General features: G+C 70.9%; 23 protein-coding genes. 16 read left to right on the top strand and 7 right to left on the bottom strand.

All coding sequences use genetic code 11. From position 1 onward, the window contains the following. The first annotated feature begins 38 nt into the window (after nucleotides 1–38). Genes ACIBJH_RS09555 through ACIBJH_RS09535 form a run of 5 tightly spaced genes read left to right on the top strand, consistent with a single transcriptional unit; the run spans nucleotide 39 to nucleotide 5211 of the window. Nucleotides 39–1622, top strand: coding sequence for an ABC transporter substrate-binding protein (locus ACIBJH_RS09555; protein WP_399116267.1), 1584 nt, complete (start codon nucleotides 39–41; stop codon nucleotides 1620–1622). After that, nucleotides 1619–2656 carry an ABC transporter ATP-binding protein gene (locus ACIBJH_RS09550; RefSeq protein WP_399116266.1) on the top strand — a complete coding sequence of 346 codons (1038 nt, stop codon included), beginning with the start codon at nucleotides 1619–1621 and terminating at the stop codon, nucleotides 2654–2656. Before ACIBJH_RS09555 ends, ACIBJH_RS09550 begins: the two co-directional genes overlap by 4 nt. Beyond that, the gene (locus tag ACIBJH_RS09545) at nucleotides 2649–3635 is read left to right on the top strand and encodes an ABC transporter ATP-binding protein (protein WP_399116265.1); all 987 of its coding nucleotides are present in this window, start codon (nucleotides 2649–2651) and stop codon (nucleotides 3633–3635) included. Before ACIBJH_RS09550 ends, ACIBJH_RS09545 begins: the two co-directional genes overlap by 8 nt. Continuing rightward, nucleotides 3635–4426 (top strand): alpha/beta fold hydrolase, encoded by a 792-nt coding sequence (locus ACIBJH_RS09540; RefSeq protein WP_399116264.1) that lies wholly within the window; start codon nucleotides 3635–3637, stop codon nucleotides 4424–4426. The genes ACIBJH_RS09545 and ACIBJH_RS09540 overlap by 1 nt, the downstream gene beginning before the upstream one ends. Further along, nucleotides 4423–5211, top strand: a complete 789-nt coding sequence (locus tag ACIBJH_RS09535; protein ID WP_399116263.1) for an IclR family transcriptional regulator — start codon at nucleotides 4423–4425, stop codon at nucleotides 5209–5211. The genes ACIBJH_RS09540 and ACIBJH_RS09535 overlap by 4 nt, the downstream gene beginning before the upstream one ends. Here ACIBJH_RS09535 and ACIBJH_RS09530 read toward each other — a convergent pair. Continuing rightward, nucleotides 5165–5971 (bottom strand): alpha/beta fold hydrolase, encoded by an 807-nt coding sequence (locus ACIBJH_RS09530; RefSeq protein ID WP_399116262.1) that lies wholly within the window; start codon nucleotides 5969–5971, stop codon nucleotides 5165–5167. The genes ACIBJH_RS09535 and ACIBJH_RS09530 overlap by 47 nt on opposite strands. Before the next feature lie 41 nt (nucleotides 5972–6012). Further along, nucleotides 6013–7176 (bottom strand): Lrp/AsnC family transcriptional regulator, encoded by a 1164-nt coding sequence (locus ACIBJH_RS09525; RefSeq protein WP_399116261.1) that lies wholly within the window; start codon nucleotides 7174–7176, stop codon nucleotides 6013–6015. Between the two features lie 83 nt (nucleotides 7177–7259). Here ACIBJH_RS09525 and ACIBJH_RS09520 point away from each other — a divergent pair, with 83 nt between their 5' ends. Next, complete coding sequence (locus ACIBJH_RS09520; protein WP_399116260.1) at nucleotides 7260–8540, top strand: amidohydrolase family protein; 1281 nt, start codon at nucleotides 7260–7262, stop codon at nucleotides 8538–8540. Between the two features lie 5 nt (nucleotides 8541–8545). On the opposite strand, the gene ACIBJH_RS09515 is transcribed toward ACIBJH_RS09520, so the two are convergent. After that, entirely contained in the window at nucleotides 8546–9616 is a 1071-nt protein-coding gene (locus tag ACIBJH_RS09515; RefSeq protein WP_399116259.1) for an LLM class flavin-dependent oxidoreductase, read from the bottom strand. A gap of 145 nt (nucleotides 9617–9761) precedes the next feature. Here ACIBJH_RS09515 and mgrA point away from each other — a divergent pair, with 145 nt between their 5' ends. The 9 genes from mgrA to ACIBJH_RS09470 all read left to right on the top strand — a co-directional run bounded on the left by mgrA (nucleotide 9762) and on the right by ACIBJH_RS09470 (nucleotide 19394). Continuing rightward, complete coding sequence (gene mgrA, locus ACIBJH_RS09510; protein WP_399116258.1) at nucleotides 9762–10805, top strand: L-glyceraldehyde 3-phosphate reductase; 1044 nt, start codon at nucleotides 9762–9764, stop codon at nucleotides 10803–10805. Between the two features lie 52 nt (nucleotides 10806–10857). Further along, the gene (locus ACIBJH_RS09505) at nucleotides 10858–11853 is read left to right on the top strand and encodes a Dyp-type peroxidase (protein ID WP_399116257.1); all 996 of its coding nucleotides are present in this window, start codon (nucleotides 10858–10860) and stop codon (nucleotides 11851–11853) included. Between the two features lie 110 nt (nucleotides 11854–11963). Continuing rightward, nucleotides 11964–12845, top strand: coding sequence for an FAD binding domain-containing protein (locus ACIBJH_RS09500; RefSeq protein ID WP_399116256.1), 882 nt, complete (start codon nucleotides 11964–11966; stop codon nucleotides 12843–12845). Next, nucleotides 12842–13357 (top strand): (2Fe-2S)-binding protein, encoded by a 516-nt coding sequence (locus ACIBJH_RS09495; protein ID WP_399116255.1) that lies wholly within the window; start codon nucleotides 12842–12844, stop codon nucleotides 13355–13357. Before ACIBJH_RS09500 ends, ACIBJH_RS09495 begins: the two co-directional genes overlap by 4 nt. Next, nucleotides 13354–15750: an aerobic carbon-monoxide dehydrogenase large subunit gene (locus tag ACIBJH_RS09490; RefSeq protein ID WP_399116254.1), complete on the top strand. Its 2397-nt coding sequence runs from the start codon at nucleotides 13354–13356 to the stop codon at nucleotides 15748–15750. The genes ACIBJH_RS09495 and ACIBJH_RS09490 overlap by 4 nt, the downstream gene beginning before the upstream one ends. An 11-nt stretch (nucleotides 15751–15761) precedes the next feature. Further along, nucleotides 15762–16637, top strand: a complete 876-nt coding sequence (locus ACIBJH_RS09485) for an XdhC family protein (RefSeq protein ID WP_399116253.1) — start codon at nucleotides 15762–15764, stop codon at nucleotides 16635–16637. Further along, a complete protein-coding gene (locus tag ACIBJH_RS09480) occupies nucleotides 16634–17527 on the top strand; it encodes an AAA family ATPase (protein ID WP_399116252.1) in 894 nt (297 codons plus the stop codon). Before ACIBJH_RS09485 ends, ACIBJH_RS09480 begins: the two co-directional genes overlap by 4 nt. Further along, nucleotides 17524–18144 (top strand): SRPBCC family protein, encoded by a 621-nt coding sequence (locus tag ACIBJH_RS09475; protein ID WP_399116251.1) that lies wholly within the window; start codon nucleotides 17524–17526, stop codon nucleotides 18142–18144. The genes ACIBJH_RS09480 and ACIBJH_RS09475 overlap by 4 nt, the downstream gene beginning before the upstream one ends. Then, nucleotides 18141–19394, top strand: a complete 1254-nt coding sequence (locus ACIBJH_RS09470; protein ID WP_399116250.1) for a VWA domain-containing protein — start codon at nucleotides 18141–18143, stop codon at nucleotides 19392–19394. The genes ACIBJH_RS09475 and ACIBJH_RS09470 overlap by 4 nt, the downstream gene beginning before the upstream one ends. 26 nt (nucleotides 19395–19420) lie before the next feature. Here ACIBJH_RS09470 and ACIBJH_RS09465 read toward each other — a convergent pair whose 3' ends face one another. After that, complete coding sequence (locus tag ACIBJH_RS09465; RefSeq protein WP_399116249.1) at nucleotides 19421–20386, bottom strand: LysR family transcriptional regulator; 966 nt, start codon at nucleotides 20384–20386, stop codon at nucleotides 19421–19423. 313 nt (nucleotides 20387–20699) lie between these two features. Here ACIBJH_RS09465 and ACIBJH_RS09460 point away from each other — a divergent pair, with 313 nt between their 5' ends. Continuing rightward, nucleotides 20700–21452 (top strand): NPP1 family protein, encoded by a 753-nt coding sequence (locus tag ACIBJH_RS09460; RefSeq protein WP_399116390.1) that lies wholly within the window; start codon nucleotides 20700–20702, stop codon nucleotides 21450–21452. Nucleotides 21453–21477: 25 nt separating this feature from the next. On the opposite strand, the gene ACIBJH_RS09455 is transcribed toward ACIBJH_RS09460, so the two are convergent. From ACIBJH_RS09455 to ACIBJH_RS09445, 3 genes are all read right to left on the bottom strand, one after another. Beyond that, nucleotides 21478–22893 carry an FAD-binding oxidoreductase gene (locus ACIBJH_RS09455; RefSeq protein ID WP_399116248.1) on the bottom strand — a complete coding sequence of 472 codons (1416 nt, stop codon included), beginning with the start codon at nucleotides 22891–22893 and terminating at the stop codon, nucleotides 21478–21480. Between the two features lie 101 nt (nucleotides 22894–22994). Next, nucleotides 22995–25595 carry a helix-turn-helix transcriptional regulator gene (locus ACIBJH_RS09450; protein ID WP_399116247.1) on the bottom strand — a complete coding sequence of 867 codons (2601 nt, stop codon included), beginning with the start codon at nucleotides 25593–25595 and terminating at the stop codon, nucleotides 22995–22997. Between the two features lie 45 nt (nucleotides 25596–25640). Continuing rightward, entirely contained in the window at nucleotides 25641–26150 is a 510-nt protein-coding gene (locus tag ACIBJH_RS09445; protein WP_399116246.1) for a hypothetical protein, read from the bottom strand. Nucleotides 26151–26329: the final 179 nt, after the last annotated feature.

Genomic DNA, 26329 nt, shown 5'->3' with positions numbered 1-26329 from the left:
CGTCACTTCACCCTCACGTTCTTGAGAAACAGGCGGTCATGATGACGAACCACACCTTCACGCGCAGAGGCGCGCTGGCACTCGGCGGCAGCACATTCGCCGGCCTGTTCCTGGCGGCCTGCGGCGGTACGGCCACCACGGCCGGCAGCACCTCCGGGAAGCCGGTCGAGGGAGGAACCCTGACCATCGGGCTCGACGGGGAGCCCACGGTCGGCTTCGACCCGCAGGTGGCCCAGGCGTTCTTCGACCAGCAGATCGTCGCGCAGTTCTACGAGGGTCTGCTGAGCCTGGACAACAAGGGGCAGATCAAGCCCGGTCTTGCCAAGAGTTACAAGCAACTGGACGCCACCACCCACCAGTTCACGCTCCGCGACGGGGTGACCTTCCACGACGGCACCAAGCTCACCACCGACGACGTGATCTTCAGCCTGGAGCGGCTGATGGACCCGGCGATCAAGTCGCCGTACACCCAGCAGTACCGGATCAAGACGGTCACCGCCGTGGACGCCAGTACCGTCGAGGTCAAGCTCAGCGCGCCGCAGCCGTCGCTGTACAACTTCCTGGCCCGGCCGTGGAGCGGGGCCATCATGAGCAAGAAGTGGACGACGGCCCAGAGCGCGAACCAGCTCAAGCAGTCGGAGAACGGCACCGGACCCTTCTCGCTGAAGAAGTGGTCGAAGGGCATCTCCATCACGCTCTCCGGCTACAAGGGCTACTGGGACAAGCCGAAGCCGTATCTCGACACGGTGATCTACCGGCTCATCCCCGACGAGACCTCCCGGGTGGCCTCGCTGCGCTCCAACTCGGTGCAGCTGCTGTCCTTCCGCGATCTGCGCATGGTGAGCGACGTCAAGAGCACCAGCGGTGTCACCGAGGCGAACGGGCCCCTCGTCTCCAGTGTCTGGCTCAACATGAACACCCTCAGCGGGCCGCTCGCCGACAAGCGGGTGCGGCAGGCGTTCAACCTCGCCATCGACCGCGATACCCTCATCAAGACGCTGGGCAGCGGCTCCGCGAGCTTCGGCTACGTCATCCCGCCGCAGGACCCGTACGGCATCACGCCGACCACCGCCGACCCGATGTACCAGCACAACCAGGCGAAGGCCGTGGCCCTGCTCAAGGCCGCGGGCAAGAGCAGTGTCAGCATCGAACTGACCGCCCCGAGCGACTCCGCCTACGGTCCCGACATCTCCGCCCTGGAGCTGATGAAGGCGCAGCTGTCCAAGGTCGGCATCACCCTCAACCTCAAGCTCGTACCGTTCGCGAGCCTCGTGCCCAAGGTCCTGGGCGGCGACTACACCGACATGATCATGCTGACCAGCGTGCTGAACGCCGACCCGGCCCAGTACCTCGACCTGTGGTTCGCCAAGGGCAGCCCGGCGACCAAGGTCAAGGACCAGCACCTGTGGGACCTGATGGCCGCCGCGAAGAGCGAGCAGGACAACGCCAAGCGGGTCACGCTCTACCACCAGCTCGCCCAGTACATCGCCGACGAGGCCTATCTGCTGGTGCCCTACGCCAAGGCGGTGCGCGGCGAGGCCTGGAGCGACCGGCTGCACGGCTACCAGCCGGACGCGACGGCGACCCGCCTCAACCTCAAGAACGCCTGGCTGACGTCGTGAAGGCGGACACCCTGACTCCCGCTCGGGCCGGTGCCGGAAAGGACGGCACCGACCCGGTCCTCGACGTCTCGGGACTGCGTATCGGCTTCGGCGGCTCGGACGTCGTCTCCGGTGTGGATCTCCGGGTCGAACAGGGCGAAGTGGTGGGCCTGATCGGCGAGAGCGGCTGCGGCAAGTCCAGCGTCGCGCTCGCCGCCATGGGGCTCCTGGGCCGGGGCGCCGACGTCCGGGCCGACCGGCTGGTGGCCTGTGGTACGGATCTGCTGGGCAGCGGCGACGCGGAGCTGGAGAGTCTGCGCGGCGACCGGGTCGCGATGGTGTTCCAGGAGCCGATGACCTCGCTGAACCCGTGCATGCGGGTCGGCACGCAGGTCGCCGAGGTGCTGCGGATCCACGGCAAGGCCGGCCGGAAGGAGGCGCAGGAGCGGGCGGTGGACCTGCTGCGGCTGGTGGAGATCCCCTCCCCCGAGCGCAGGGCCCGGCAGTTCCCGCACGAGCTGTCCGGCGGTATGCGGCAGCGCGTGGTCATCGCCATCGCGATGGCGGGCAATCCGCGACTGCTGCTGGCCGACGAACCGACGACCGCCCTGGACGTCACCGTGCAGGCGGAGATCCTGCGCCTGCTGCGCACGCTCCAACAGGAGCACGGCATGGGCATGTTGCTCATCTCGCACGACCTCGGTGTCATCACGGCCATGTGCAGCCGGGTGCAGGTGATGTACGCCGGACAGGCGGTGGAGTCCGGCACCGTCGACCAGGTGCTGAACGCGCCCCGGCATCCCTACACCCGGGCGCTGCTCGCGGCGGTACCCAGGATGCGGGAGGGCGAGGGCACCCCGCTGACCGCGATCCGCGGCCAACTCACGGACGACGCCCGCCGGTTGCCCGGCTGCCGCTTCGCGCCGCGCTGCCCGCTGGCCGCCGACGCCTGTGCCGCGCCCCAGCCCTTGCGGCCCGTCGGCGACGGATGGGTGTCGCGCTGCTGGCGTGACCTGGACGACGCCCCGACCGCAGCCGGAGGAAACGATGACTGAGACGCAGCCCGACCGGACCGGGAGCGAGCCGCTGCTCGAACTCTCCGGCATCGGGCACGAGTTCGGCGGTCGCCCGGGCCGTTCCGGTGTCCGCGCGGTCGACGACATCACCCTCGCCCTGAGTCCCGGCGAGACGGTCGGCCTGGTCGGCGAGTCCGGGTGCGGCAAGAGCACGCTGGGCCGGATCGCCACCAGGCTGTACCGGCCCACGCGGGGCGCGGTGCGCTTCGAGGGCAAGGACATGACGCACAAGCCGAAGAGCGCCGACCTGAAGGCGTTCCGGCGTGCGGTACAGATGGTGTTCCAGGACCCCAACGGCTCGCTGAACCCCCGGCTGCCGGTGGGCGCGAGCATCGAGGAACCGCTGCGCGCCCGGGGTGTGGCGCGCGCCGACCGGCGTACCCGGCTGGCGGAGGTGCTGGAGGAGGTCGGCCTCGACGCGTCGGCCGCCGCCCGCTATCCGCACGAGTTCTCCGGCGGCCAGCGCCAACGCCTCGCGCTGGCGCGGGCGTTGGCCCCGCAACCGTCCGTGATCGTCCTCGACGAGCCGACGTCGGCGCTGGACGTCTCCATCCAGGCGCAGATCCTCAATCTGCTCCAGGAGATCCAACAGCGCGACCGCATCGCCTACTTGTTCATCTCGCACAACCTCGGTGTGGTCCGTCACCTCAGCGAGCGGGTCGCGGTGATGTACCTCGGGTCGATCGTCGAACTCGCCCCGGCGAAGGAGCTGTTCGAGGACCCGCAGCACCCGTACTCCATGGCGCTGCTCTCGTCCGTCCTGGAGCCGGGGGAGGACGGGCCGGGCGAGCAGATCGTCCTCAAGGGCGAACTGCCCTCCCCCTCGGACATTCCGGCCGGCTGCCCCTTCTCCTCCCGCTGCTGGCTGGCCGACGACCGCTGCCGCAGCGAACGTCCCGCGCTCACCGAACAGACACCGGGCCATCTGACGGCATGTCACAAACCAGGGAGTCACTGATGACGGACCCACTGCGTCGCGGCTATGTACCCAGCCGTTTCGGTCAGTTGCACTATGTCGAGTGCGGTACGGGCGAGCCCGTACTGATGCTCCATCAGACGCCCCGGTCCTGGACCGAGTACCTGGACGTGCTCCCCCGCGTCGGTGCCGTGCACCGGGCCATCGCCATGGACACCCTGGGCTTCGGCGCCTCCGCGAAACCCGACGAACCCCACTCGATCGAGCGGTGGGCGGACGCGGTCGACGATCTGGTCGAGGAACTGGGCCTGGAGCGCTTCCATCTCGTGGGCCACCACACCGGCGGGGTGATCGCGGTGGAAGTCGCCGCGCGCCACGGCAAGCGGGTCTCCAGCCTGTTCCTGTCCGCCACCCCCTACATCGACGACGAGAAGCGCCGCACGGTGAACTCGCGCAAGCCCGTCGACCATGTCGTCCCCCGCCCCGACGGCTCGCATCTGCTCGAACTGTGGAACCTGCGGCGCCCGTTCTACAAGGACGGCGAGGAGGCCGCCCTCAACCGGTTCATGGTCGACGCGCTGACCGTGCTGGACCGGGTGGAGGAAGGGCATGTGGCGGTCCGGGGCTCGATGCTGGACCAGCGGCTGCCCCTCGTCACCGCCCGCACTCTCGCCGTCTGCGCCTCCGAGGACCACTTCTCGATGCCGGGCCTGGAGAAGTTCGCGGACGCCGGCTGCGAGACACTGGTCATCCCCGGCGGCCACGTCCCCGTGCCGGAGCAGCTGCCGGAGGAGTTCTCCCGGCACATCCTCGACTGGGTGGCGGCGGGATGACCACCGCCGGCACGGTCCGGGAGGGCGACGAGCGGCCCAACTCGGTGCTCGGCAAGGTGAGTCTCATCCTGTCGGCCTTCGGCGACGACGACTTCTCGCTGGGTCTGGCCGAACTGCGGGACCGTACCGGCATCGCCAAGGCCACGGTCCACCGGCTCTGCCAGGAGCTCGTCGCCACCGACTTCCTGGAGCGGGACGGCTGCAACTACCGCCTGGGCGTGCGGCTCTACGCGATGGGCCTGCGCTCCCCGCACCAGCGCACCCTGCGCGCGGCGGCCCGGCCCGTCATCGAAAGCCTCGCGCAGAGCCTCGACAACGCGGTGATCCTGGCGATCCCGCACGACTCCGAGCTGCTGTGCGTCGAGAACCTCGGCACCCACCGCAACCAGGCCCGCTCCACCGCCGACGGCAGACGCCTGGAGCTGCACTGCACCGCCGCGGGCAAGCTCACCCTCGCGATGCTCCCCGAGCAGTACCCGCTCGGGGAGGTGCTGCGCTCGTCGGTCCGCCGCACCGCGCACACGCTCGGCCCCGCCCAACTGCCCGGTGAAATCTGCCGTATCCGGGAACAGGGCTACGCGATCGAGGTCGAGGAGAAGCGCCTCGGCTACCTCGCCGTCGCGGTGCCCGTACGCGGGCGGGACGACACCTACCTGGGCGCCCTGTCGGTCATCGCGCCCACGGCCGGCAGCAGGATCACCCGGCTGCTCTCGGCCCTCACCCAGGCATCGACCATCATCACGACCCGACTCGCCCGCTACGACTCCCTCCGCGTTCTCCTCTAGGAACGGGTCCCGCACCGCTCGCGACCAGGGCCGCCACGAACCCCTCGGGGTTGTCCCCCATCATGTGGTGGCCCGCGTCGGGGACTTCCACGACCGGGATGCCGGCCTGCCGGACGGCGGGCTCGTCCGCGTAGGGGCGGCTGCGGGTGCCGATCAGCATCACCCGCGGCTGCGGAAGGCCGTAGAGGAGTTCCGCGGTTCCCGGGCTGGTCCCGGTCACCAGGCCGACGGCGCTGCGGTGCAGGATCGCGGGGTCGGCGACCCGCATGCGTGCCGCGTAGTCGGGTTCGAGGCCCGCCAGGACCGTGCGGAATCCGTGGCCGACGAAGTCCTCCTCGCCGTATGCGGCGATGGCCCCGCTGAACAGACCGCCGCCCGCGCGCAGGTTGGGCTCGGCGACGACGAGGCGGGAGACGAGGTCGGGGCGGGTCGCGGTGAGGAGGATCGCGATCGCGCCGCCCATCGAGTGCCCGACGAGCACGGCGCCGGTGATCCCGCAGTGGTCGAGGACGGCGGCGACCGTCCCGGCGTGGGCCTCCAGCGTGCCCGGGAAGTCCTCCGGGCGGTCGCTGTAGCCGTGGCCGAGGAGGTCGACGACGATGGCGCGTCCGCCGCGCAGGTCGGGATGGGCGGCGATCCCCGCGAAGTCGGCGGAGCCCGCGCAGCCCAGGCCGTGGAGGTACACCCGGGCGGGGCCCTCGCCGGGGAGGTCGATCCAGCGCAGTCGGCCGCCGGCCTCGGGAACGTACAGGGAGCGCATCTGTGGTCCTCAACAGCCTTGAGAGATAGGGACGTCGGTGCTCATCGCCAGACGCGCTCGCCGTCCGGCACCGCGAGGAGCCGGTGGGTGCCCTGGGGTTCGCGCAGCGGTACGACGCCGACGCAGCGGCCGTCGCGGTCCAGCAGACGGCCCATGTGCTTGACCGTGCGCAGGACCACCGAGCGGTCGTCGATCACCAGCCGTGGCAGCCGGCGCGACAGATGTGCCTCGAAGGTGTGCACGTCGGCCAGGGCGCGCAGCCACACGTCGATGACCAGGTTGTGCGGTCCCGCGGTGATCGCGCAGGAACGGACCTCGCGGACACCGGACAGGACCCGGCTGGTCTCCTCCAGGTACTGGGCGGGCACCGACGCGAAGTACACCGCTGACAGCGGCCAGCCGGACAGCGGCCGGGCCAGGTCGCAGCGCAGGCTGACCCGGGAGGCCAGCAGCGACTGGAGACGGCGGCGCACCGTGGTGAGGCCGACGCCGGTGGCGGTCGCCAGGGCGCGGATCGACATCCGGCCGTCGGAGCTGAGCAGTTCGAGCAGGTGCGCGTCCAGGGAGTCCCAGGGCGCGGCGGGGCCGGTGCCCGTGTCGGGCGGTATGTCCGAGGCGTGGCTCGCCTCGATGCGGGCGCACTGGGCCGCGTCCAGGCTGCGCAGCCGCCAGCGGCTGCCCTCGGTGGGGACACCGGTGGAGACGTGGGTGCGGGTGGCCCGGACGCCCGGGGTCTGCTGGAAGAGCCGGGTGGTGAGGTGGGCGAGTTCGTCGAGGTCCCTGGTCTGTACGGCGGTCACGATGTCCCGGCCGCCCGCGGTGATCTTGACGTTGGCCACGACGTGCTCGGCGGCGAGGGCGCGGGCCACCTCCTCGGCGACGCCCGGCTCGGTGTCGACCTCGACGATGCCGGTCACCACGATGCGGGAGTCCGACAGCCGTGGATAGGCGGTGACCCACGCGAGCCCCGCGTCCTCCAGCCGCTGCCAGCGACGGGCGACCGTCACCGGGTTCACGCCGAGGACGTCGCCCACCAGGGTCCACGGGGCCCGGGGGTGGATCTGCAGCGCGTGCACGACTCCGCGGTCCAGTTCGTCGAGATCGGCGACAGTGAATTCCTGCGCCTCCTGGGACGGCGCATTCCTGCGTGCCCGACTGAAATCGGGATCGGAAGCTGCACCGTGGCCCGGCGTCGTCTCGTCCATTGCAGACTCCCTTTCGCCTGTTCCTGATACCGAGGTTCCCCACCCCAGAGGTTCCTGATACCGAGGAGTGATTCGGTCCCACCATGACGGATGCCATGACGCAAGAGACCTTTCGGACCGCTTTGCGCGTCGAGAACGCCCGCCTCATCGACGGTATCGGCGCCGTCCCGGTGGCCGACGCCGTCGTCGTCGCGGACGCGACGGGCATGCTCACGTACGCCGGACCGGCGGCCACGGCCCCGCCCGTGCCCGGTGACGGCTCGGCGGTCCGGATCATCGACGCCGGCGGGCGGACCGTGCTCCCCGGGTTCTTCGACTGCCACACCCACCTCGCGTACGCGCACGGCTCGCCGCCCGGGCGGCGCGGCGAACTCGACCCGGTGCTCGTCACCTACGACACCGCGACCCGGCTGCGGCAGACCCTGGACGCGGGCATCACCACCGCCCGTGACCTGGGCGGACTGTCCGCCGGGTTCCGTACCGCCGTAGCGACCGGCCGGATCGTCGGCCCCCGGCTGCACACCGCGGTACGGATCATCAGCCACACCGGCGGGCACGGCGACTTCCGTCTCCTGGACGGCACGGACCTCAGCGGCGGCGAGATGGCCGAACTGGCCGACACCGTGGACGAGTCCCGGCTCGCCGTCCGCAGGATGCTGCGCGCGGGCGCCGACGTGATCAAGATCTGCGCGAGCGGCGGCATGGCCAGCCCCTACGACCAGCCCGAGGACGAGGGGTTGATGGAGGAGGAGATCCGGGCCGTGGTCGACGAGTGCCGGCGCCACGGTGGCAAGCCGGTCGCCGCGCACGCGCAGGGCACCGCGGGCATCCTCAACGCGATCCGCGGCGGGGTCACCAGCATCGAGCACGGCTACGGACTGGACGAGGAGGCGCTGGAGCTGGCGGGCGAGCGGGGCACCTTCGTCGTGCCGACCCTGTCCACCGTGTTCGCGGGCATCGACAAGGACCTGATGCCGGAGCACCACTACCAGAAGAAGGTCCGCTGGTCGGGCATCACCAAGGAGAACATCGCCCGCGCCATCGACCGCGGCGCCAAGATCGCGCTCGGCACCGACGCGGCCGTCTGCCCGCACGGCCAGAACCTGCTGGAACTCCGCTTCCTCGTGGACCTGGGCATGGACCCCATGGCGGCGATCGTGGCCGGCACCCGTGTCTCGGCCGAACTCCTGGGTCTGTCCGACCAGTTGGGCACCCTGACCGCCGGCAGGACCGCCGACCTGGTCATCTGCGAGGGCGATCCGCTCAAGGACATCGGCGTGCTGGGAGATCCGGGCAACATCGTGTGCGTCGTCCAGGACGGCATCGTACGCAAGGACCTGCTGCCCGCGGCCGGAGCGCGCTGACGGCCTCACCGGCGGAGGGCCGGCAGGACCGAGGCGCCGATGGTCTCGATCAGGTCGGTGGGCGGGTCGTAGGAGCCGACGTGCTGGAGGAAGACGTCGGTCACTCCCGAGTCGCGCAGGGTGCGGAGCCGTTCGGTGATCTGGGTGGGCGTGCCGAAGAGGCAGAACTCCTCGGCGAAGCGGACGGCCGTCTCGTCGCTGATCCAGGCCGAGCAGATCTGCACGGCCGCGTCCCAGTCCTCGGCGTGCACGAGGTCCGGGTAGACGCCCTCGATCGTCGCGGGGACGTCGACCTCGATGCCGGCGAGGGCGAGGAAGGACGCGCCGCCGTTCTGGGCGATCGAGGCGCAGATCGGTTTGAGCAGGCGGGCGTCGGCCTCGATGTCGTCGGTCACCTCGCAGAACGCGGACACGGTCACCGGCAGTTTCCCGGCGCTCCGGCCGGCCGCCTCGGCGCCCTCCCGGACCCGGGCCAGGGCGGCGGTCAGGGTGCGCGGTGAGACTCCGCTGAGCAGGATGACCCCGTCGGCGATCTCCCCGGCGAGGCGCAGGTTCCGGGGGCCGCTGGCCGCCAGGTGCAGCGGTACGGACGGCTGCGGGTCGCGGAGCCGGGAGCGGACCTTGCCCTCGAAGTCCCACTCCTGCCCGTCCAGCAGGGCGCGCAGCATGGTCAGGCCCTCGCGCAGTGCCGCCGAGCCGGTCTGCGGCAGGCCCACGGGCCCCACGGAGCTGTTGCCCACGCCGAGGCCGAGGGTGAACCTGCCGGGCGCGAGTTCGGCGACGCTGCGCGCGGCCGACGCGACGACGGACGGGTGCCGGGTGGCCAGGTTGGTGACGGCCGTGCCGAGACCGATGCGCTCGGTGGCGAAGGCCGCGGCCGTGAGGGTGGTGAACACGTCCCGCCACAGCAACTGCGAGTCGGGGAACCACACTTGGTCGAAGCCGAGCTCCTCGGCCCGGCGTGCGGTCCGGGCCACCCGGTCCGCACGGTCGCAGGGCGGGACGCGCACGCCGATCCGCAGCGGTTCCTCGCCGACGCCCACCGGGTCGACGCCCACCGACATGTCGCAGTTCATGAAAAGGACCCTAGGGACGGGCGGAAGGCCACCGAACAGCAGCGGTCCGCTCAGCGATCCGCTGCCGGATTATGCGTCGGCGCTGCTGAATGCGATGACCGGGATCGGTTGGACGCGTGCGGCGGGCGCGGGCAGAGTGGGCGAGGTGAACCACATCGCAGATCCGGGGCGCTACGACAGCACGATGCGCTACCGCCGCACGGGCCGCTCGGGGCTCGACCTGCCCCTGCTCTCGCTGGGCTACTGGCACAACTTCGGTGACGACCGCCCGTTCGAGACCCAGCGCGAGATCGCGCTGCGCGCCTTCGACCTCGGCATCACCCACCACGACCTGGCCAACAACTACGGCCCGCCCTACGGCGCCGCCGAGCAGAACTTCGGCCGCTTGCTGAAGCAGGACCTCGCGCCGTACCGGGACGAGCTGATCGTCTCCACCAAGGCAGGCTGGGACATGTGGCCCGGCCCCTACGGCCAGGGCGGCGGCTCCCGCAAGTACGTGCTCGCCTCCCTCGACCAGTCCCTGAAGCGCACCGGCCTCGACTACGTGGACATCTTCTACTCCCACCGCCTCGACGCCGGCACCCCGCTCGAAGAGACCATGGGCGCGCTGGACACCGCCGTCCGCCAGGGCAAGGCGCTCTACGTCGGCATCTCGTCCTACGACTCCGAGCGGTCCCGTCAGGCCGCCGCGATCCTCCGCGAGCTGGGCACACCACTGCTCATCCACCAGCCCTCGTACAGCATGCTCAACCGCTGGATAGAGACCGACGGGCTGCTGGATGCCGCGCGGGACGAGGGCTTCGGGGTCATCGGTTTCACGGCGCTGGCGCAGGGGCTGCTGACCGGGCGGTACCTGGACGGCATTCCGGAGGGCTCGCGGGCCGCGCAGGGCACGTCCTTCGACGCGGGCTGGCTGACCGAGGACATGGTGCGCCGGCTGCGGGCGCTGAACGACATCGCGGCCAAGCGCGGCCAGACGCTGGCGCAGATGGCGCTCGCCTGGGCGCTGCGTGACGAGCGGGTCACCTCGCTGGTCATCGGCGCCTCGCGCGCGGAGCAGCTCGAACAGAACGTGGCCGCTCTCGACAACCTCGACTTCAGCGCCGAGGAACTGGCCGAGATCGACTCGTACGCCGTCGACGGCGGGGTGGATCTGTGGCAGGAGGCGCGGACTGGGAAACTCGGCTGAGTTCCGAGGTGCCGCCGGGCGCCTCGGAGGACGCAGCGGAGGCGTGGAGTACATGACAGTTGACGGCTCGGTCGAGCACCTGGACGGCACCAGCGGCGGCGAGACCGCCCCGACCACGCAGGCGGTGCTGGAGTCCCTGACTCCCAGCGCGACCTTTCTCGTCGTCACCGTGGAGCCGGGCGGCGAGGAGACGGTACGCCAACTCCTCGGCGATCTGGGCGGGTTGATCCGCTCCATCGGGTTCCGTGCGCCGAACGGGCAGCTCAGCTGTGCGACCGGCATCGGGTCGGAGGCGTGGGACCGGCTGTTCGACGGTCCGCGCCCCGCCGAACTGCACCCGTTCCAGGAACTCACCGGTGCCCGGCACACCGCCGTCTCCACCCCCGGCGACCTGCTGTTCCACATCAAGGCCGTACGGGCCGACCTGTGCTTCGAGCTGGTCACCGAGATCATGGGCCGGCTGGGCGGCGCGGTCGCCGTGCGCGACGAGGTGTCCGGGTTCCAGTACTTCGACGTACGCGATCTGCTGGGCTTCGTCGACGGCACCGAGAACCCCGTCGGGGAGGCGGCCCGCCAGGCGGTCGTGGTCGGCGGCGAGGACCCGGAGTTCGCGGGCGGCAGCTATGTGATCGTGCAGAAGTACGTCCACGACATGGCCGCCTGGAACGCGTTGACGGTCGAGCAGCAGGAACGGGCCGTCGGACGCACCAAGTTGACCAACATGGAGATGGACGACGACGTCAAACCGGCCGACTCGCACATCGCCCTGAACGTCATCACGGGCCCGGACGGCACCGAGCGGAAGATCCTGCGCGACAACATGCCGTTCGGCAGCGCGGCACAGGGCGAGTTCGGCACCTACTTCATCGGGTACGCCCGCACCCCCTCGGTCACCGAGCAGATGCTGCGGAACATGTTCCTGGGCACCGACTCCGCGTCCCACGACCGCATCCTGGACTTCTCCACGGCCGTCACCGGGAGTCTCTTCTTCGTCCCCTCGGCGGACTTCCTGGACGACCTGCCCGCTTCCCCGGGGCAGGCAACTTAAGTGAACGGTTAACCAGCCGTTGACACCCCTGTCCGCCGGGCGCCCAATGAGGCCCGGACACGGCACCCGGCCGACCGGCCAACTGCCGTGCGAGACAGGGGGATTGCGGTATGCAGGTTCCCGCTCCGTTCGAGTACCAGCGGGTCGGCAGTGTGGACGAGGCGGTCGCGCTGCTCGACCGGCTGGGCGACACGGCACGGCTGGTGGCCGGCGGGCACAGTCTGATCCCGATGATGAAGTTGCGGCTGGCCAACTTCGAGTACCTGATCGACATCAACGACCTGCACGACGAACTGGGTTACGTCCGGGTCGAACCCGGACTGATCCGCATCGGCGCGATGACCCGGCACCGTGAACTGCTGGAGTCGGACGAACTCGCCGCCGCCTTCCCGATCTTCCGCGACGCCGAGCGGGTCATCGCCGACCCCGTGGTACGCAACCGGGGCACGCTCGGCGGCTCCCTCTGCCAGGCCGACCCGTCCGAGGACCTGTCAGCCGTGTGCACGACACTCGACGCCGGCTGCGTGATCCAGGGCATGGACGGCCAACGGGTCGTGTCCATGGAGGACTTCCACCGGGGCCCGTACGAAACCGCCGTGGGCGACGCGGAGATCCTCACCGAAGTCCGCTTCCCGGTCCGCCCGAACGGCTCCAGCGCCTACGAGAAGGTCGAACGCCGGGCCGGTGACTGGGCGGTGGTGTCCGCCGGGGCGGCGGTGTGGCTGGACGGCGACGGACTGATCGCCGACGCCCGGGTCGGGCTCGCCGCCGTGGGCCCGAACACGGCCGGCATCCCCGGCATCGCCGACGCCCTGCGCGGCCGGCGCCCGACCGAGGAACTGTACGGACAGGCCGGGGACATCGCCGCCGAGGCCTGCTCCCCCGTGACCGACCGGCGCGGCAGCGCCGAGTACAAGCGCCATCTGGCACGGGAGTTGACCGTGCGCGTACTGCGCCGGTCGGTCGCCCGCATCGACGGACAGGAGGTGTGATCGTGCAGGTCAGCATGGTCGTGAACGGCGAAGAGGTCACCCGGGAGATAGAAGGGCGGCTGCTGCTGGTCCACTTCCTGCGCGACCACCTCCGGCTGACCGGCACCCACTGGGGGTGCGACACCAGCAACTGCGGTACCTGCGTGGTGTGGTTGGACGGCGAACCGGTCAAGTCCTGCACCGTGCTTGCCGCGATGGCGGGCGGACACGAGGTGCGCACCGTCGAGGGGCTGGAACAGAACGGTGAACTCGACCCGGTACAGCGCGGGTTCGTCGAGTGCCACGGCCTCCAGTGCGGCTTCTGCACCCCCGGCATGATGATGACCGCGCGTGCGCTGCTGGACCGCAACCCCGACCCCTCCGACACGGAGATCCGGGAGGCGATCTCCGGGCAGATCTGCCGCTGCACCGGTTACGCGACCATCGTCCGCTCGGTCCGGTGGGCGGCGGCCGAAGAGGCAGGCACCCGAACTGCCCTTGACGCGCAGGCCACTTCAGGGAGCGCGTCATGACCGCCGTCTCCGAGAACGGCCACCGCACCGCGTTCGTCGACAACGACAAGAAGCCCTGCGGCCACGGCCGCATGCTCCGCAAGGAGGACCCCCGCTTCGTCCGCGGCAAGGGCCGCTACGTCGACGACCTGGATCTCCCCGGCATGCTCCATCTGGCCATCCTGCGCTCGCCGTTCGCGCACGCCCGCGTCCTCTCCGTCGACACCACGCTCGCCGAGGCCCACCCGAAGGTCCGGCTGGTCGTCACGGGCGCGATGCTCGCCGAGAAGGGCCTGGCGTGGATGCCGACCCTCTCGAACGACGTGCAGGCGGTCCTCGCCACCGACAAGGTCCGCTTCCAGGGCCAGGAGGTCGCCTTCGTCGTCGCGGAGGACCGCTACGCGGCCCGGGACGCCCTGGAGTTGATCGACGTCGAGTACGAGCCGCTGGACCCGGTGATCGACGTCCGCACCGCCCTCTCCCCCGACGCGCCCGTCATCCGCGACGACCTGGAGGGCAAGGCCGACAACCACTGCTTCGACTGGGAGACCGGCGACGAGGCCGAGACCGAGGCGGTGTTCGCCCGTGCGGACGTCGTGGTCACCGAGGACATCGTCTACCCGCGTGTGCACCCGGCGCCGATGGAGACGTGCGGCGCGGTCGCGGACTTCGACCAGGTCGACGGACGGCTCACCCTGTGGTCCACCACGCAGGCCCCGCACGCCCACCGCACCCTCTACGCGATCGTCGCCGGGCTGCCCGAGCACAAGATCCGGGTCGTCTCCCCCGACATCGGCGGCGGCTTCGGCAACAAGGTGCCGATCTACCCGGGTTACGTGTGCGCGATCGTCGGCTCGCTGCTGACCGGCAAGCCGGTGAAGTGGATGGAGGACCGCGCGGAGAACCTCATCAGCACCGGCTTCGCCCGCGACTACGTGATGCGCGGCGAGATCGCGGCCACCCGCGACGGCAGGATCCTCGCCGTCCGCACCCAAGTCCTCGCCGACCACGGCGCGTTCAACGGCACAGCGGCCCCCGTGAAGTACCCGGCCGGCTTCTTCGGCGTCTTCACCGGCAGCTACGACATCGAGGCCGCCCACTGCAAGATGACCGCCGTCTACACCAACAAGGCCCCGGGCGGGGTCGCGTACGCCTGCTCCTTCCGCATCACCGAGGCCGTCTACCTGATCGAGCGGATCGTGGACTGCCTCGCGTACGAACTCGCCATGGACCCGGTCGAGTTGAGGATGAAGAACTTCATCCGGCCCGAGCAGTTCCCCTTCCGCACCAAGACCGGCTGGGTCTACGACTCCGGCAACTACGCGCCCACCATGGAACTCGCCAAGGAACTCGCCGGCTACGACGCGCTGCGTGCCGAGCAGGCCGAGAAGCGGGCCCGCGGTGAACTCATGGGCATCGGCGTGTCGTTCTTCACCGAGGCGGTCGGCGCGGGGCCCCGCAAGGACATGGACATCCTCGGCCTCGGCATGGCCGACGGCTGCGAACTGCGGGTGCATCCCACGGGCAAGGCGGTCGTCCGGCTCTCGGTGCAGTCGCAGGGGCAGGGGCACGAGACGACGTTCGCGCAGATCGTCGCCGAGGAACTCGGCATCCCGCCACAGGACATCGACGTCGTGCACGGCGACACCGACCAGACCCCCTTCGGCCTCGGCACCTACGGCAGCCGCTCCACCCCCGTCTCGGGCGCCGCCGCCGCGCTGGTCGCCCGCAAGGTGCGGGACAAGGCCCGCCTGATCGCCTCCGGGATGCTGGAGGTGTCGGTCGCCGACCTGGAGTGGGAGAAGGGTTCCTTCCATGTCGCGGGCGACCCCGAGGCCTCGGTCACCATCCAGGCCATCGCGATGCGGGCGCACGGCGCGGGCGACCTGCCCGAGGGCGTGGAGGGCGGGTTGGAGGCGCAGATCTGCTACAACCCGGAGAACCTCACCTATCCGCACGGCGCCTACATCTGCGTCGTCGACATCGACCCGGGCACGGCGAAGGTGACCGTCCGCCGCTTCGTCGCGGTCGACGACTGCGGCACCCGCATCAACCCGATGATCATCGAGGGCCAGGTGCACGGCGGCCTCACCGACGGCGTCGGCATGGCACTCATGGAGATGATCTCGTTCGACGAGGACGGCAACTGCCTCAGCGGCTCGCTGATGGACTATCTGATCCCCACCTCGCTCGAAGTCCCGGACTGGGAAACGGGGTTCACCGTCACGCCCTCTCCGCACCACCCGATCGGCGCCAAGGGGGTCGGCGAGTCCGCGACGGTCGGCTCGCCGCCCGCGATCGTCAACGCGGTGGTCGACGCCCTGAAACCGTACGGCATCCGGCACGCGGACATGCCGCTCACACCCTCGCGGGTGTGGGAGGCGATGCAGGGCCGACCGACTCCGCCGATCTGAAGGTGGCTGTGATGACCGGCAAGTTGAGTGCCCGCGCGCTCGAACTCACCGAGCGGCGCGTGCCGTTCGTCCACGCACGCGTGGTCCGCGCCCAGGCACCCGCCTCGGCGCACCCCGGCGACGAGGCCATCGTCCACGGCGACGGCACCATCGACGGCTTCGTCGGCGGCCAGTGCGCCGAGGGCTCGGTGCGTACGGCCGCGCTCGGCGCCCTGCACGACGGCGGACCGCTGCTGCTGCGCGTCCTGCCGCAGGGGGACGCCGAGTTCCCCGAGACACCCGGGGCGCGGGTCGTCATCAACCCCTGCCTGTCCGGCGGGGCGTTGGAGATCTTCCTGGAACCGGTGCTGCCGCCACCGCTGATCGAGATCGTCGGCACCACGCCCGTGGCGGAGGCGTGCGTCGCGTTCGCCGCCCTGCTCGGCTACGCCACGGCCCGCTCGCTTCCCGAAGGACCGCCCAGCGACCACACCGCCGCCGTGATCGTGGCCGGGCAGGGCCGGGGCGACGCGGAGTCCCTGCGCGCCGCCCTCGACGCGGGTGTCGGTCATATCGCGTTGGTCGCCAGCCACCGCCGCGCGGCCGCCCTCCTCGACGAACTCGGCCTGACCGAGGCGGAACGGGCCCGCGTCCAGGCTCCCGCCGGGCTGGACATCGGCGCCCGTACGCCGTCCGAGATCGCGCTGTCGATCCTCGCGGACGTGGTGCGGGTCGTCCATGCGGCAAAGGCTCCCGTGCCCGAGCGCCCTTCCCAGGCCGTCGACCCGGTGTGCGGGATGACCGTAACCGTGCGCGCCGATACGCCTCATCTCGCCACCGGGGACGGCGAGTTCTGGTTCTGCGGGACCGGCTGCCGGGATCGCTGGTCCGCGGGTGCCACGGGGTGAACGGACTCTTCACGGACGCCGACGACGTACGGCGGCGGCTCGGCGAGGTCGGCCACCTCGTCGATGACGGCACGGCGACCGCGCTCCTCCTCGCCACCCTGCTCGACCGGCCGCTGCTGCTGGAGGGCGAGCCCGGCGTGGGCAAGACCAGTGCCGCGAAGGCACTCGCCAAGGCCCTCGGCACCCCACTGATCCGACTCCAGTGCTACGAGGGGCTGACGGCGGGCGAGGCTCTGTACGAGTGGAACTACCAGCGCCAACTGCTCGCCGTCCGGCTCACCGAGGCACACGGGCGTGAGCTGTCCGACGCCGACCTGTTCAGCGAGGAATTCCTGCTCGACCGGCCGCTGTTGCGGGCGGTGCGCCATCAAGGCCCGCTGCCACCGGTCCTGTTGATCGACGAGATCGACCGGGCCGACGACGAGTTCGAGGCACTGCTCTTCGAGTTCCTGGGCGAACGGTCCATCACTGTCCCGGAGTTGGGCACCTTCACCGCCGTACGGCCACCGGTCGTGGTGCTGACCTCCAACCGCAGCCGGGAACTCCACGACGCGCTGCGCAGGCGGTGCCTCTACCACTGGATCGACTTCCCCACGCCCGAACGCACCGCGGAGATCCTGCGCCGCACGGTACCGGCCGCGAACGAACCCCTGATCGCGTCGACCACCGAATTCATCGGCCGGGTACGGGAGTTGGACCTCGACAAGGCGCCGGGCATGGCGGAGGCCATCGACTGGGTCTCCGCGCTGGCGGCCCTGCGGGTCGCGCGGCTGGCCCGCGACGACATCGTCCGCACGCTCAGCACGGTCGCCAAGAGCCCCGACGACCGCACGGCCGTCGTCGAAGCCCTCGACGCACTCGGCTATCCCGAAGAAGCGAGGAGACCATGAAGATCGACAACGAGTTCAGCGTCGGTGTGCCGGTCGAGCGGGCGTGGCAGGCCCTCACCGATCTGGAGGCCCTCGCCCCGTGCATGCCCGGCGCCGAACTCACCGGTGTCGACGGCGATGTCCACCGGGGCAAGGTCAGGGTCAAAGTCGGGCCCATGGTCAGCCAGTTCGCGGGAACGGCACGCTTCGTGGAGCGGGACGAGGCGGCCCATCACGCCGTGATCAGCGCGGCCGGCAAGGACATGCGCGGGGGCGGCAACGCGTCCGCGACGGTCGACGCCCGGTTGCGCGGCGAGGGTGCCGCCACGATCGTGACGGTCAGCACGGACCTCAACATCAGCGGCAGGCTGGCCCAGTTCGGCAGCGGCATGATCAAGGAGATCTCTGAGAAGCTGTTCGCGCAGTTCGTGGCGAACGTGGAGACACAGCTGCTGGCGACGCAGGACCGGCCGGAGGAAGCACCAGAGGTGGAACCGGAGCCGGAGCCGGCCCCGGCACCCGTGGCGCAGCCGCTGGACCTTATGAGTGTGGCCGGCGCATCGGTGTACAAGCGGCTGATCCCCGTCGCCGTCGCGTCCGTCGTCATCGCGGTGGTGGTCTATCTGCTGGTCCGATGACACCGACAGGTCCACTGCTACCCGCCGTCGACCGGGCCGCGTTCGCCACCGCGCTGGCCACCCGGCTCAGGGAGCACGGCGTGCCGGTGGGCCCGACGGCCGTCCGGGACTTCGTGCTGGCGCTCGCCGCGGCCCCGCCCGGTACACGGACGTCGCTGTACTGGACGGCCCGCGTCACCCTCGTACGCGACCATCCCCAACTGGCCCGCTTCGACGAGGTCTTCGACGCGGTGTTCGGCCGGTCCGTGCTCGCCCTCGACCCGAACGCGCGCCGCAATGGGCACAACGCGGGGGCCAGCGCCCAGGACTCCGGGTCCACCGACTCCCACGGCAGCGCCCCCGCCGGAGGTTCCGGTCTGCCATGGGTGACCCTGCCGCCCGCCGTGGACACCGCCGCCCACAGTGCGGACCACGTCCTCACCGTGCCCGAGCGGCTGCCGAGCGATCTGGCGGCGGCGGTGGACACGCCGTTCGGTGAACTGAGCGCCGAGCAGGCCGAGTTGCTGGGCCGCCGACTGGAGTCACGGTTGTGGGAGTGGCCCGTGCGCCGCACCCGACGCCTGGCCGTGCGGACGGGCGGTCATCGCGTGGCGGTCCGGGAGACGGTGGCGCGGGCCCGGCGCACCGGTTGGGAGCCCGTGCGGCTGGTCCGGGCGGGGCCGGTGGACCGGCCGCGCCGGGTCGTGGTGCTGTGCGACGTGAGCCGGTCGATGCAGGCGCAGGCGGTGGCGTATCTGTACCTGATGCGGGCCCTCGCCGTGACGACCCGTGCCGAGGTCTTCGCGTTCGCCACGTCGCTGACCCGGCTCACGCCGGTGCTCGCCCACCACTCGGCGCGGGAGGCGTTCGACGAGGCGACCGAGCGGGTCACCGACCGCTTCGGCGGCACCCGCATCGCCCACTGCCTGGGCACACTCCTCGCCTCGCACCACGGCGGCACCCTGCGCGGCGCGGTCGTACTGATCGCCTCGGACGGCTGGGACGGCGACCCGCCGGACGAACTGGCCAGAGCCATGGCCAGGCTACGACGCCGCGCCCACACCGTGATCTGGCTCAACCCCCGCGCCGCGGCCCCCGGCTTCACACCCCGCACGACGACGATGACGGCGGCTCTGCCGTACATCGACCTACTCCTGCCGGCAGACAGTTTCGGCGCGCTGCTACGGGTGCCTGATGAAATCGCACGGCTCGGTGAGCGCCCCAGAGGGGCGCGGGGAACTGCGCGCCCAGCCCCCACCGGCCCGCGGTAAAAGGAACTACAGACCCGTCGGAACCCTCAACTCCACAACGTCACATGAATGGCCGGCCGAAACCGCCCCGCCGTAACCCCCGCACCCCGCAACATCGCCTGAGTGGCCCGCGGCGTAGTGACGAACCGCCGCAACTCCGCGGCAGCGGCGGGCGCTTCACGATCGGGCAGGGTGAGCAGATTCCACGACCCCCGCGCGGGCAGTTGGGGCCCGCTCAGCCGACGGAGGTCACCCTCGGCAAGATCCTTCGTCACGGCGAAGGCGACCGCGAGAGCAACTCCCTTGCCCCGCTTGGCCTCGTCGACGGACGCGGCATGACTCTGAAAGATCCGCTGATTGTGTTCCGGGATCCCCAGCCGCCGCAGCACCGACGGCACCATCCCTGTCCGCCCGACCGCCGAGGGCCCCAACAGCCAGGTCTGCCCCTGCAGTTCAGCCGCACCCGCACTCGTCCCGGCCCCGGTCGCGAGCGGATGATCGGGCCCTACGACGGCGATGACCTGGTAGTTGAGGAAGTGCGTGCAGGTCATCGTGGAGTCGAGGGTGGCGGGGCGGGGCCCGATGGCCACGTCGACGGAGCGGTTGAGCAGCAGGGAGGCGAAGTTCTGCGGGCTGTGCACGCTCAGTTCGACGTCGAGGTCGTCGGCGCGCCCCGCGAACAGTTCGATCAGGCCGGGCGCGGCGTGTTCCGCGAACAGACTCGACGCGGCGACCCGCAGCAGTCGCCGTCCGGAGCCGGCCTGCTGCACCTCAAGGATCGTCCGGTCCTGGAGTCCGAGCAGTTCGGCGGCCCGGCTGGCCAGCCGCAGCCCGCCGGGGGTGAACGCGAGCCCGTTGGCCGTGCGGGCGAAGAGCTTGTCGCCGAGTTCCTTGCGCAGATGGGCGATGTGGATCGACACGGCCGACTCGGTCACGGCGAGATCAGCCGCGGCCGCCTTCACGGAACCGAGGCGGACGGTCGCCGCGAAGGCCCGTAATTGCGCCGGGGTCAAACGGAACCTCCCGCACTCACCACGGGTGCCCATTCACCTGTGCCGTGGACCTCAAATTAGCGCACCTGTTCGCCGAGAGCCATGGTCGTGCCGAGAGCCGCGGGGACACAGGAAAAGCACAGACAGGAGAGTTCAGCGGTGCGCCAAAGCCCGTACATCGCAAGGGTGTTGACGTGCGCACATCCGACTGCGAAGGTCTGGACCTGGCGCATCCAGTAGCGCCCCCCACCGCCAAGAAACTGGAGTCGGCGTGCCCGAACAGACACCCCCCACCGACAGCCCGGCAAGAGCCCCGAAGTCCCGAAGCCGGCGCCTGCGCCGCTCCGCCGTCGTCACCGTCCTCGGCGCGCTGGCCCTCGTGGTCGGCCAGGCGACGGCCGCCCAGGCCAACGTGCTCACCCTGCTCCCGCAGAACGCCGACGTTTTCGACCAGACCTTCTCCCCGGCCTACGACTACGACGGCGACGGCTGCTACGCCACGGCCGCCATCGGTCTGGACGGCACCATCAACCCCGGGCTCAAGCTCGGCGGCGACGTCAACGGGCACTGCCACGACATGGCCCAGCTGAACAACGCCAACACGTACTCCCGCACCAAGTGCAACAACGACTGGTGCGCGATCATGTACGCCAGCTACTTCGAGAAGGACCAGGTCACCCTGGGTCCGGCGGCGATCGGTCACACCCACGACTGGGAGCACGTCGTGGTGTGGGTCAAGGACAACACGGCCCAGTACGTGTCGGTGTCGCAGCACTCCGCCTACCAGGTCTCGGCGGCCTCGGGGGTGCGCTTCGACGGCACACACCCCAAGATCGTCTACCACAAGGACGGCATCGGCTCGCACGACTTCCGCTTCGCCAACACGAACGACGAGCCCCCGGAGAACGCCACCGGCGGCTGGTTCTTCCCGCGTCTGGTGGGCTGGAACGGCTACCCGGCGGGCCTGAAGGACAAGCTCCTGGCCGCCGACTTCGGTTCGGCCACGCTGAAGATCAGGGACAGCGACTTCAACTACGCCCTGTCCATCGCGAAGCCGTCCGGCATCTCGTTCGACCCGAACGCGTGACGCCGGCCCGGCCTCGGAGTCGGTGTCACGGGCGGGTCTCGTAGCGCGGTTTCGGGGTCGGGTGGATGTTCTGGTTGAGGCGGAAGACGTTGTCCGGGTCACGGTCGGCCTTGATGCGGGCCAGCCGGTCGTAGTTGCCCCGGTAGCTGGCCCGGACACGTTCCTGTCCCTCGTCCATCATCATGTTCACGTAGGCGCCGCCCGCCGAGTACGGGTGCAGGGCCTCCTGGTAGTCGACGGCCCACCTCTTGATGAGTTCGGCGTTGGCGGGGTCCCCGTCGACGCCGGCGAAGACGGATGCCCAACGTGCGTCGCGGTAGGCCCACGGGGTCTCGTCGTTGCCGACGTCGTGGGCGGCGCCGTCGATCGGGTACAGGTGCATCGTCGACTGCGGGGTGGGGACCTCGGCGCCGAACTTGGCGTGGAGTTCCACGGCCTCGTCGGGGATGTCGTTGACGAAGTCGGCGCGCCAGTACCACTGGTCGCCGGGCGGGTAGAGCCCGTCGAACATGCCCTGCATGTCGGGGTGTTGCATGGGTCCGGCCGCGTGCAGCAGCGGTGCGGGCAGTGCGTCGAGCAGCGGGGCCATCGCGCGGGCGGCGGCTTCGGTGTCGCCACCGGTCCAGCACCACATCACGCCCGCCGTCTTGCGCAGCCGGATCTCCTCGGGGAACGGCGGGGCGGGCGGCACGCTGCCGTGCAGGAAGAACGCGTTCAGTTCGCGGGGCGCGGTCGGGAGGAACTCCCGGTAGGCGGTGAGGACTTCGGCGCTGATCTCGACCGGCCAGAAGGTGGGTCCGGCGACGACCGTGCCGATCTCGTGCAGGCGGAACAGGAACGAGGTGACGACGCCGAAGTTGCCGCCGCCGCCACGGACCGCCCAGAACAGGTCGGTGTTCTCGTCGGCGCTCGCCCGCACCCGGCTGCCGTCGGCGAGGACGAGGTCGGCCTCCAGCAGGTTGTCGATGGTCAGCCCGCACTTGCGGGTGAGGTGGCCGAGCCCGCCGCCGGTGGCGATGCCGCCGACGCCGGTGGTGGAGATGATGCCGCTGGGCGTGGCGAGCCCGAACGCGTTGGTCGCGCGGTCCACCTCGCCCCACACGCAGCCGCCGCCGACCCGGACCGTACGGGCCTCGGGGTCCACGTGGATGGCCCTGAGCGGGGAGAGGTCGGCGACCACTCCCCCGTCGACGGTGCCGAGTCCGGCGCCGTGGTGGCCGCCGCCGCGCACCGCGAGGGGCAGGTCGTGGGCGCGGGCGAAGGCGATCACGCGGGCCACGGCGTCCGCGTCGGCACAGCGCGCGATCAGCGCGGGCCGTTTGTCGATCATCGCGTTGTAGACGGCGCGGGCCTCGGGATAGGCGGCGTCGTCCGGGCCGATCAACTCCCCCGTGAAGTCGGTCAGTTCACGGCGGGCGTCCTGTACGGGCGTGCTGGACATGGGGTCCCCGTTTCTTGGCGCTTGGATGACCCGCTTGTTGTATTTCGCCCGCACCTGTGCCGTCATCCGTGCGCGTCACCCACGTTGACGCACCCGGCTACCTACGTTTCGCCGTACGGCGCCAGCCCCAGCTCCGCGGCGCGGGCGGCCGCCTGCCGTCTGGTGGGCGCGTCGAGTTTCTCCAGTACGGCCCGCACATGGTTGTCGACGGTACGGACGGACACGACGAGGCGGTCGGCGATCTCCGGGTTGGTCAGACCGTCCACCAGCAGTCGTACGACCTGGAGTTGGCGGTCCGTGAGACCGGCAGGGTTGCCCCGGGTCGCCGCGTGCGGGCCGCGCGGCACGTGGCTGACGCCGAGGCGACGCAGTTCGGCGCGGACCAGCCGGGCGAGGGGTTCGGCGCCGAGGGCGTCGAGTTCGGCGAGCGCGGTCAGTCTGTCGGCCGGGTCGGGGCTCTCGGCGAGCGCGGCGGCGTGTTCGTAGGGGCACCCGGCCTGCTGCCAGAGGTCCGCGGCCCGCTTCCACTCCCCGGCCGCCTGCAGCGCGTACGGATGGTCGCTGTCGTCGGCGTCGACGGCGTGCCCGGCTTTGCCGAGCCAGTAGCCGAGTTCGGCCCGGTAGGGCCCGTAGTCGAGCCGCCCGGCCTGCGCGTGCACCGGCGCCGCCGCCTCGGCCGCCGCCGCGTGATCGCCGCGCAGCCAGGCCGCCTCCGCCCGTACGGCGGCCACCGGTCCGGTGCGCTGGAGTTCCTGGGTCCGTACGGCGATCTCCCAGGCCTGGTCGAGGAGTTCACCGGCGCCGGGCCTGCCGCGGCGGACCCGCACGCGGGCCAGAACGGTCAGCGCGGGACAGCGGGCCGGTACGAACTCGTGCATCCCGTACTCGGCGTGCCGCTCGGCGTCCTCCCAGTCGGCGGCGGCGAGTCGGCGCATGGCCTGTTCGACGTGCAGGTAGTTGAGGAACCCCAAGTGCTCGGCGCGGTCGGCGAGTTCCATGGCCGGGGGCAGGAAGCGGTCGGCCTCGGCGTACTGGAGGTTGTCGAGGAGGGTCCAGATGATGTTGGCGTAGGACCGGCAGGCGTGTTCGACCTCGCCCGCGGCCAGTGCCACCGTGAGGCTCTCCTCCAACTGCCGTCGCCCGTCCGGGTCTCCGCTGCGCCAGCGGGTGGTGCCCACGTTGTTCAGGGCGTGGGCCAGGATCGCCGGGTCGTCGGCGCGGCGGGCCAGGGTGATGGCGCGTTCGCCGTGGGCGAGGGCTTCGGCGTACCGGTCGGCGAGCATGCGCAGTTGGGCGGTGTTGCTGTGCGCGAGGGCCAACAGGCGGTCGTCTCCGGCGTGTTCGAGGACCGCGATGGCCTCGCGTGCCGCGTCCTGGGCCTCGTCCGCGTGGCCGGCCCACCAGTGGATGCGGGACAGCCAGCGCAGGTCGGCGCCCAGCGCGAGGGTGTCCCCCAGGGAGCGGCGCAGGGCGACGGCGTCACGCTGGGCGGCGACGGCCTCGACGGAGTCGGCGAGGGTGTAGCACTCCACGGCGTAGCGTTCGAGCAGGTCGGCGAGTTCGGCGGGGGTGTAGCGGTGTCGCCTGCGCAGTACGAGCCGTAGATGGGCGGCGGCCTCGCGGTGGGCGCCCGCCTCGGTGGCGTCGCGGGCCGCGTCGGGGCCGTAGCGGGCGATGGCGTCCTGGTCGCCGGCCTGTGCGGCGTGGTGGACGATACGGGCCGGGTCGGAGCCCGGCCGGGCCACGAGCGCGGTGAGGGCGTCCCGGTTGAGGTCGATGCGACGGGCCGCGGGCAGGGAGTCGGCGATGGCGCGCCGGATCAACTCGTGCCGGAACGCGACCCGTTCGGGGGTGACCGTGAGCAGTCCGCGCTGTTCGGCGGCGGCCAGTCCGGCGACGCCGTCCGGCAACAGCGCGTCGACCAGGGCGCATTCGACGGCGGAGGGCACCACGGCGAGTTGTTCCAGGGCGTCGACGCTGCGGCAGTCGAGTCCGCGCAGCCGGGCGAGCACCGCGTCGACGACGGTCGGGGGCACGCTCCCGGTGCCGCCGGCCGCGAGGATCTCGGTGACGAAGAAGGGGTTGCCCGAGGTCACCTCGTACACCTGGGCCGGGTCGAGCCTGCTGGCCGAACTCAGCGTGCGCACGGCCGACTTGGAGAGGCGGGCCAGCGGCAGCCGGTGCACGCGGTCCGCGCGGGACGCCTGGCCCAGCAGGTGTCGCAGCGGATGTTCGCGGCTCAGTTCGTCGTCCCGGTAGGTGAGGACGAGTACGGCGGGGAGCTGTGCCATCCGCCGCACCAGGAAGCGTAGGGCGTCCAGTGAGGCCTCGTCGGCCCAGTGGACGTCCTCCACGACGAGTACCGTCGGATGCGGTACACCGGACAGCTCTCCCAGCAGGGCTTCGTAGACGCGGTGGCGGTCGCCGCCCTCCATGACGGCCCGGGCGAGTTCGGCGCCGACGCTGCCGATCAGGTCGCGGAACGGGCCGAGGGGGCGCCGGGTGGCGAGGTCGTCGCACTGGCCCAGGAGGATGCGGGTGTGCTGCGGCAGCCGGTCGGGCATGGCCCTGACCAGGCTCGACTTTCCGATGCCGGCCTCGCCGAGGACGAGCGCGACGGATCCGGCCCCGCCCGCCGCCTCACGCGCGGCCGTGGCCAGCCGTACCAGCTCCGGCTCGCGTTCCAGGATCCCCCGATCCACGGCGTCGATTCTGCCACTCGCGGGGAGACGCCGGACCCGCCCGGCTCAGCGGGGAGTTCGCGTGCCCTGGGGCGCCTTCCGCACCGGCATGATCCCGTGTCGACGGCGCGGTTTGGGGGCGTCGAGCATGCTGACGCCGTTATAGCTCAGGCTGCGGACGAAGAGCACGGGGCCGGCCACGAAGGTGACGAAGATGGCGATCACGCTGACGGAGAAGAGGGCGGGCAGCGACTGCCCCTCGGGGAGGGTCTTCCCGCCTTCGTCAATGGCGTAGGCGAAGGCCGCGAAGAAGATGATCAGGCACAGCACCGCGAGGACGCGGAGGACGGTCGCGATCGTCCGGGTGGAGGAGTGGTCGCGCACTTCGGCCAGCAGGGAGGCCGAGCACTCGGGGCAGGTCAACTCCACCGTGTGCTTGCCCGACGTGGGCCGTTTGACCACATAGCGGGCGTCGGTCCAGGTGATCGTGCGCGTTCTCGGTCTGAGGAATCCCCCGGCGACCTTGTCACCGAGTATGTGCCGGACTGCGACCTCAACGGCCCCCGCTGTGTTCATGTTTCCTCCGACCGGCGCGCCTGACGATCATCACGAAGCCCGGACAGTCTGACCTGTGAGAACCAGCCACTCAATGGTCCTGGTGATTTCTTTTCCCTCGCCTACAACTTCTCAACTCAGCCCTGCCCCACGGGACTTATCCGGTCGCACCTCTTGACGGCTTTGGTGCAGACCTTTAG

This window comes from Streptomyces sp. NPDC050548 (assembly GCF_044457385.1).
Taxonomy (GTDB): Bacteria; Actinomycetota; Actinomycetes; order Streptomycetales; family Streptomycetaceae; genus Streptomyces.
Note: the sequence above shows the minus strand (reverse complement) of the source record. Positions and strands in the feature narration are given on the sequence as shown.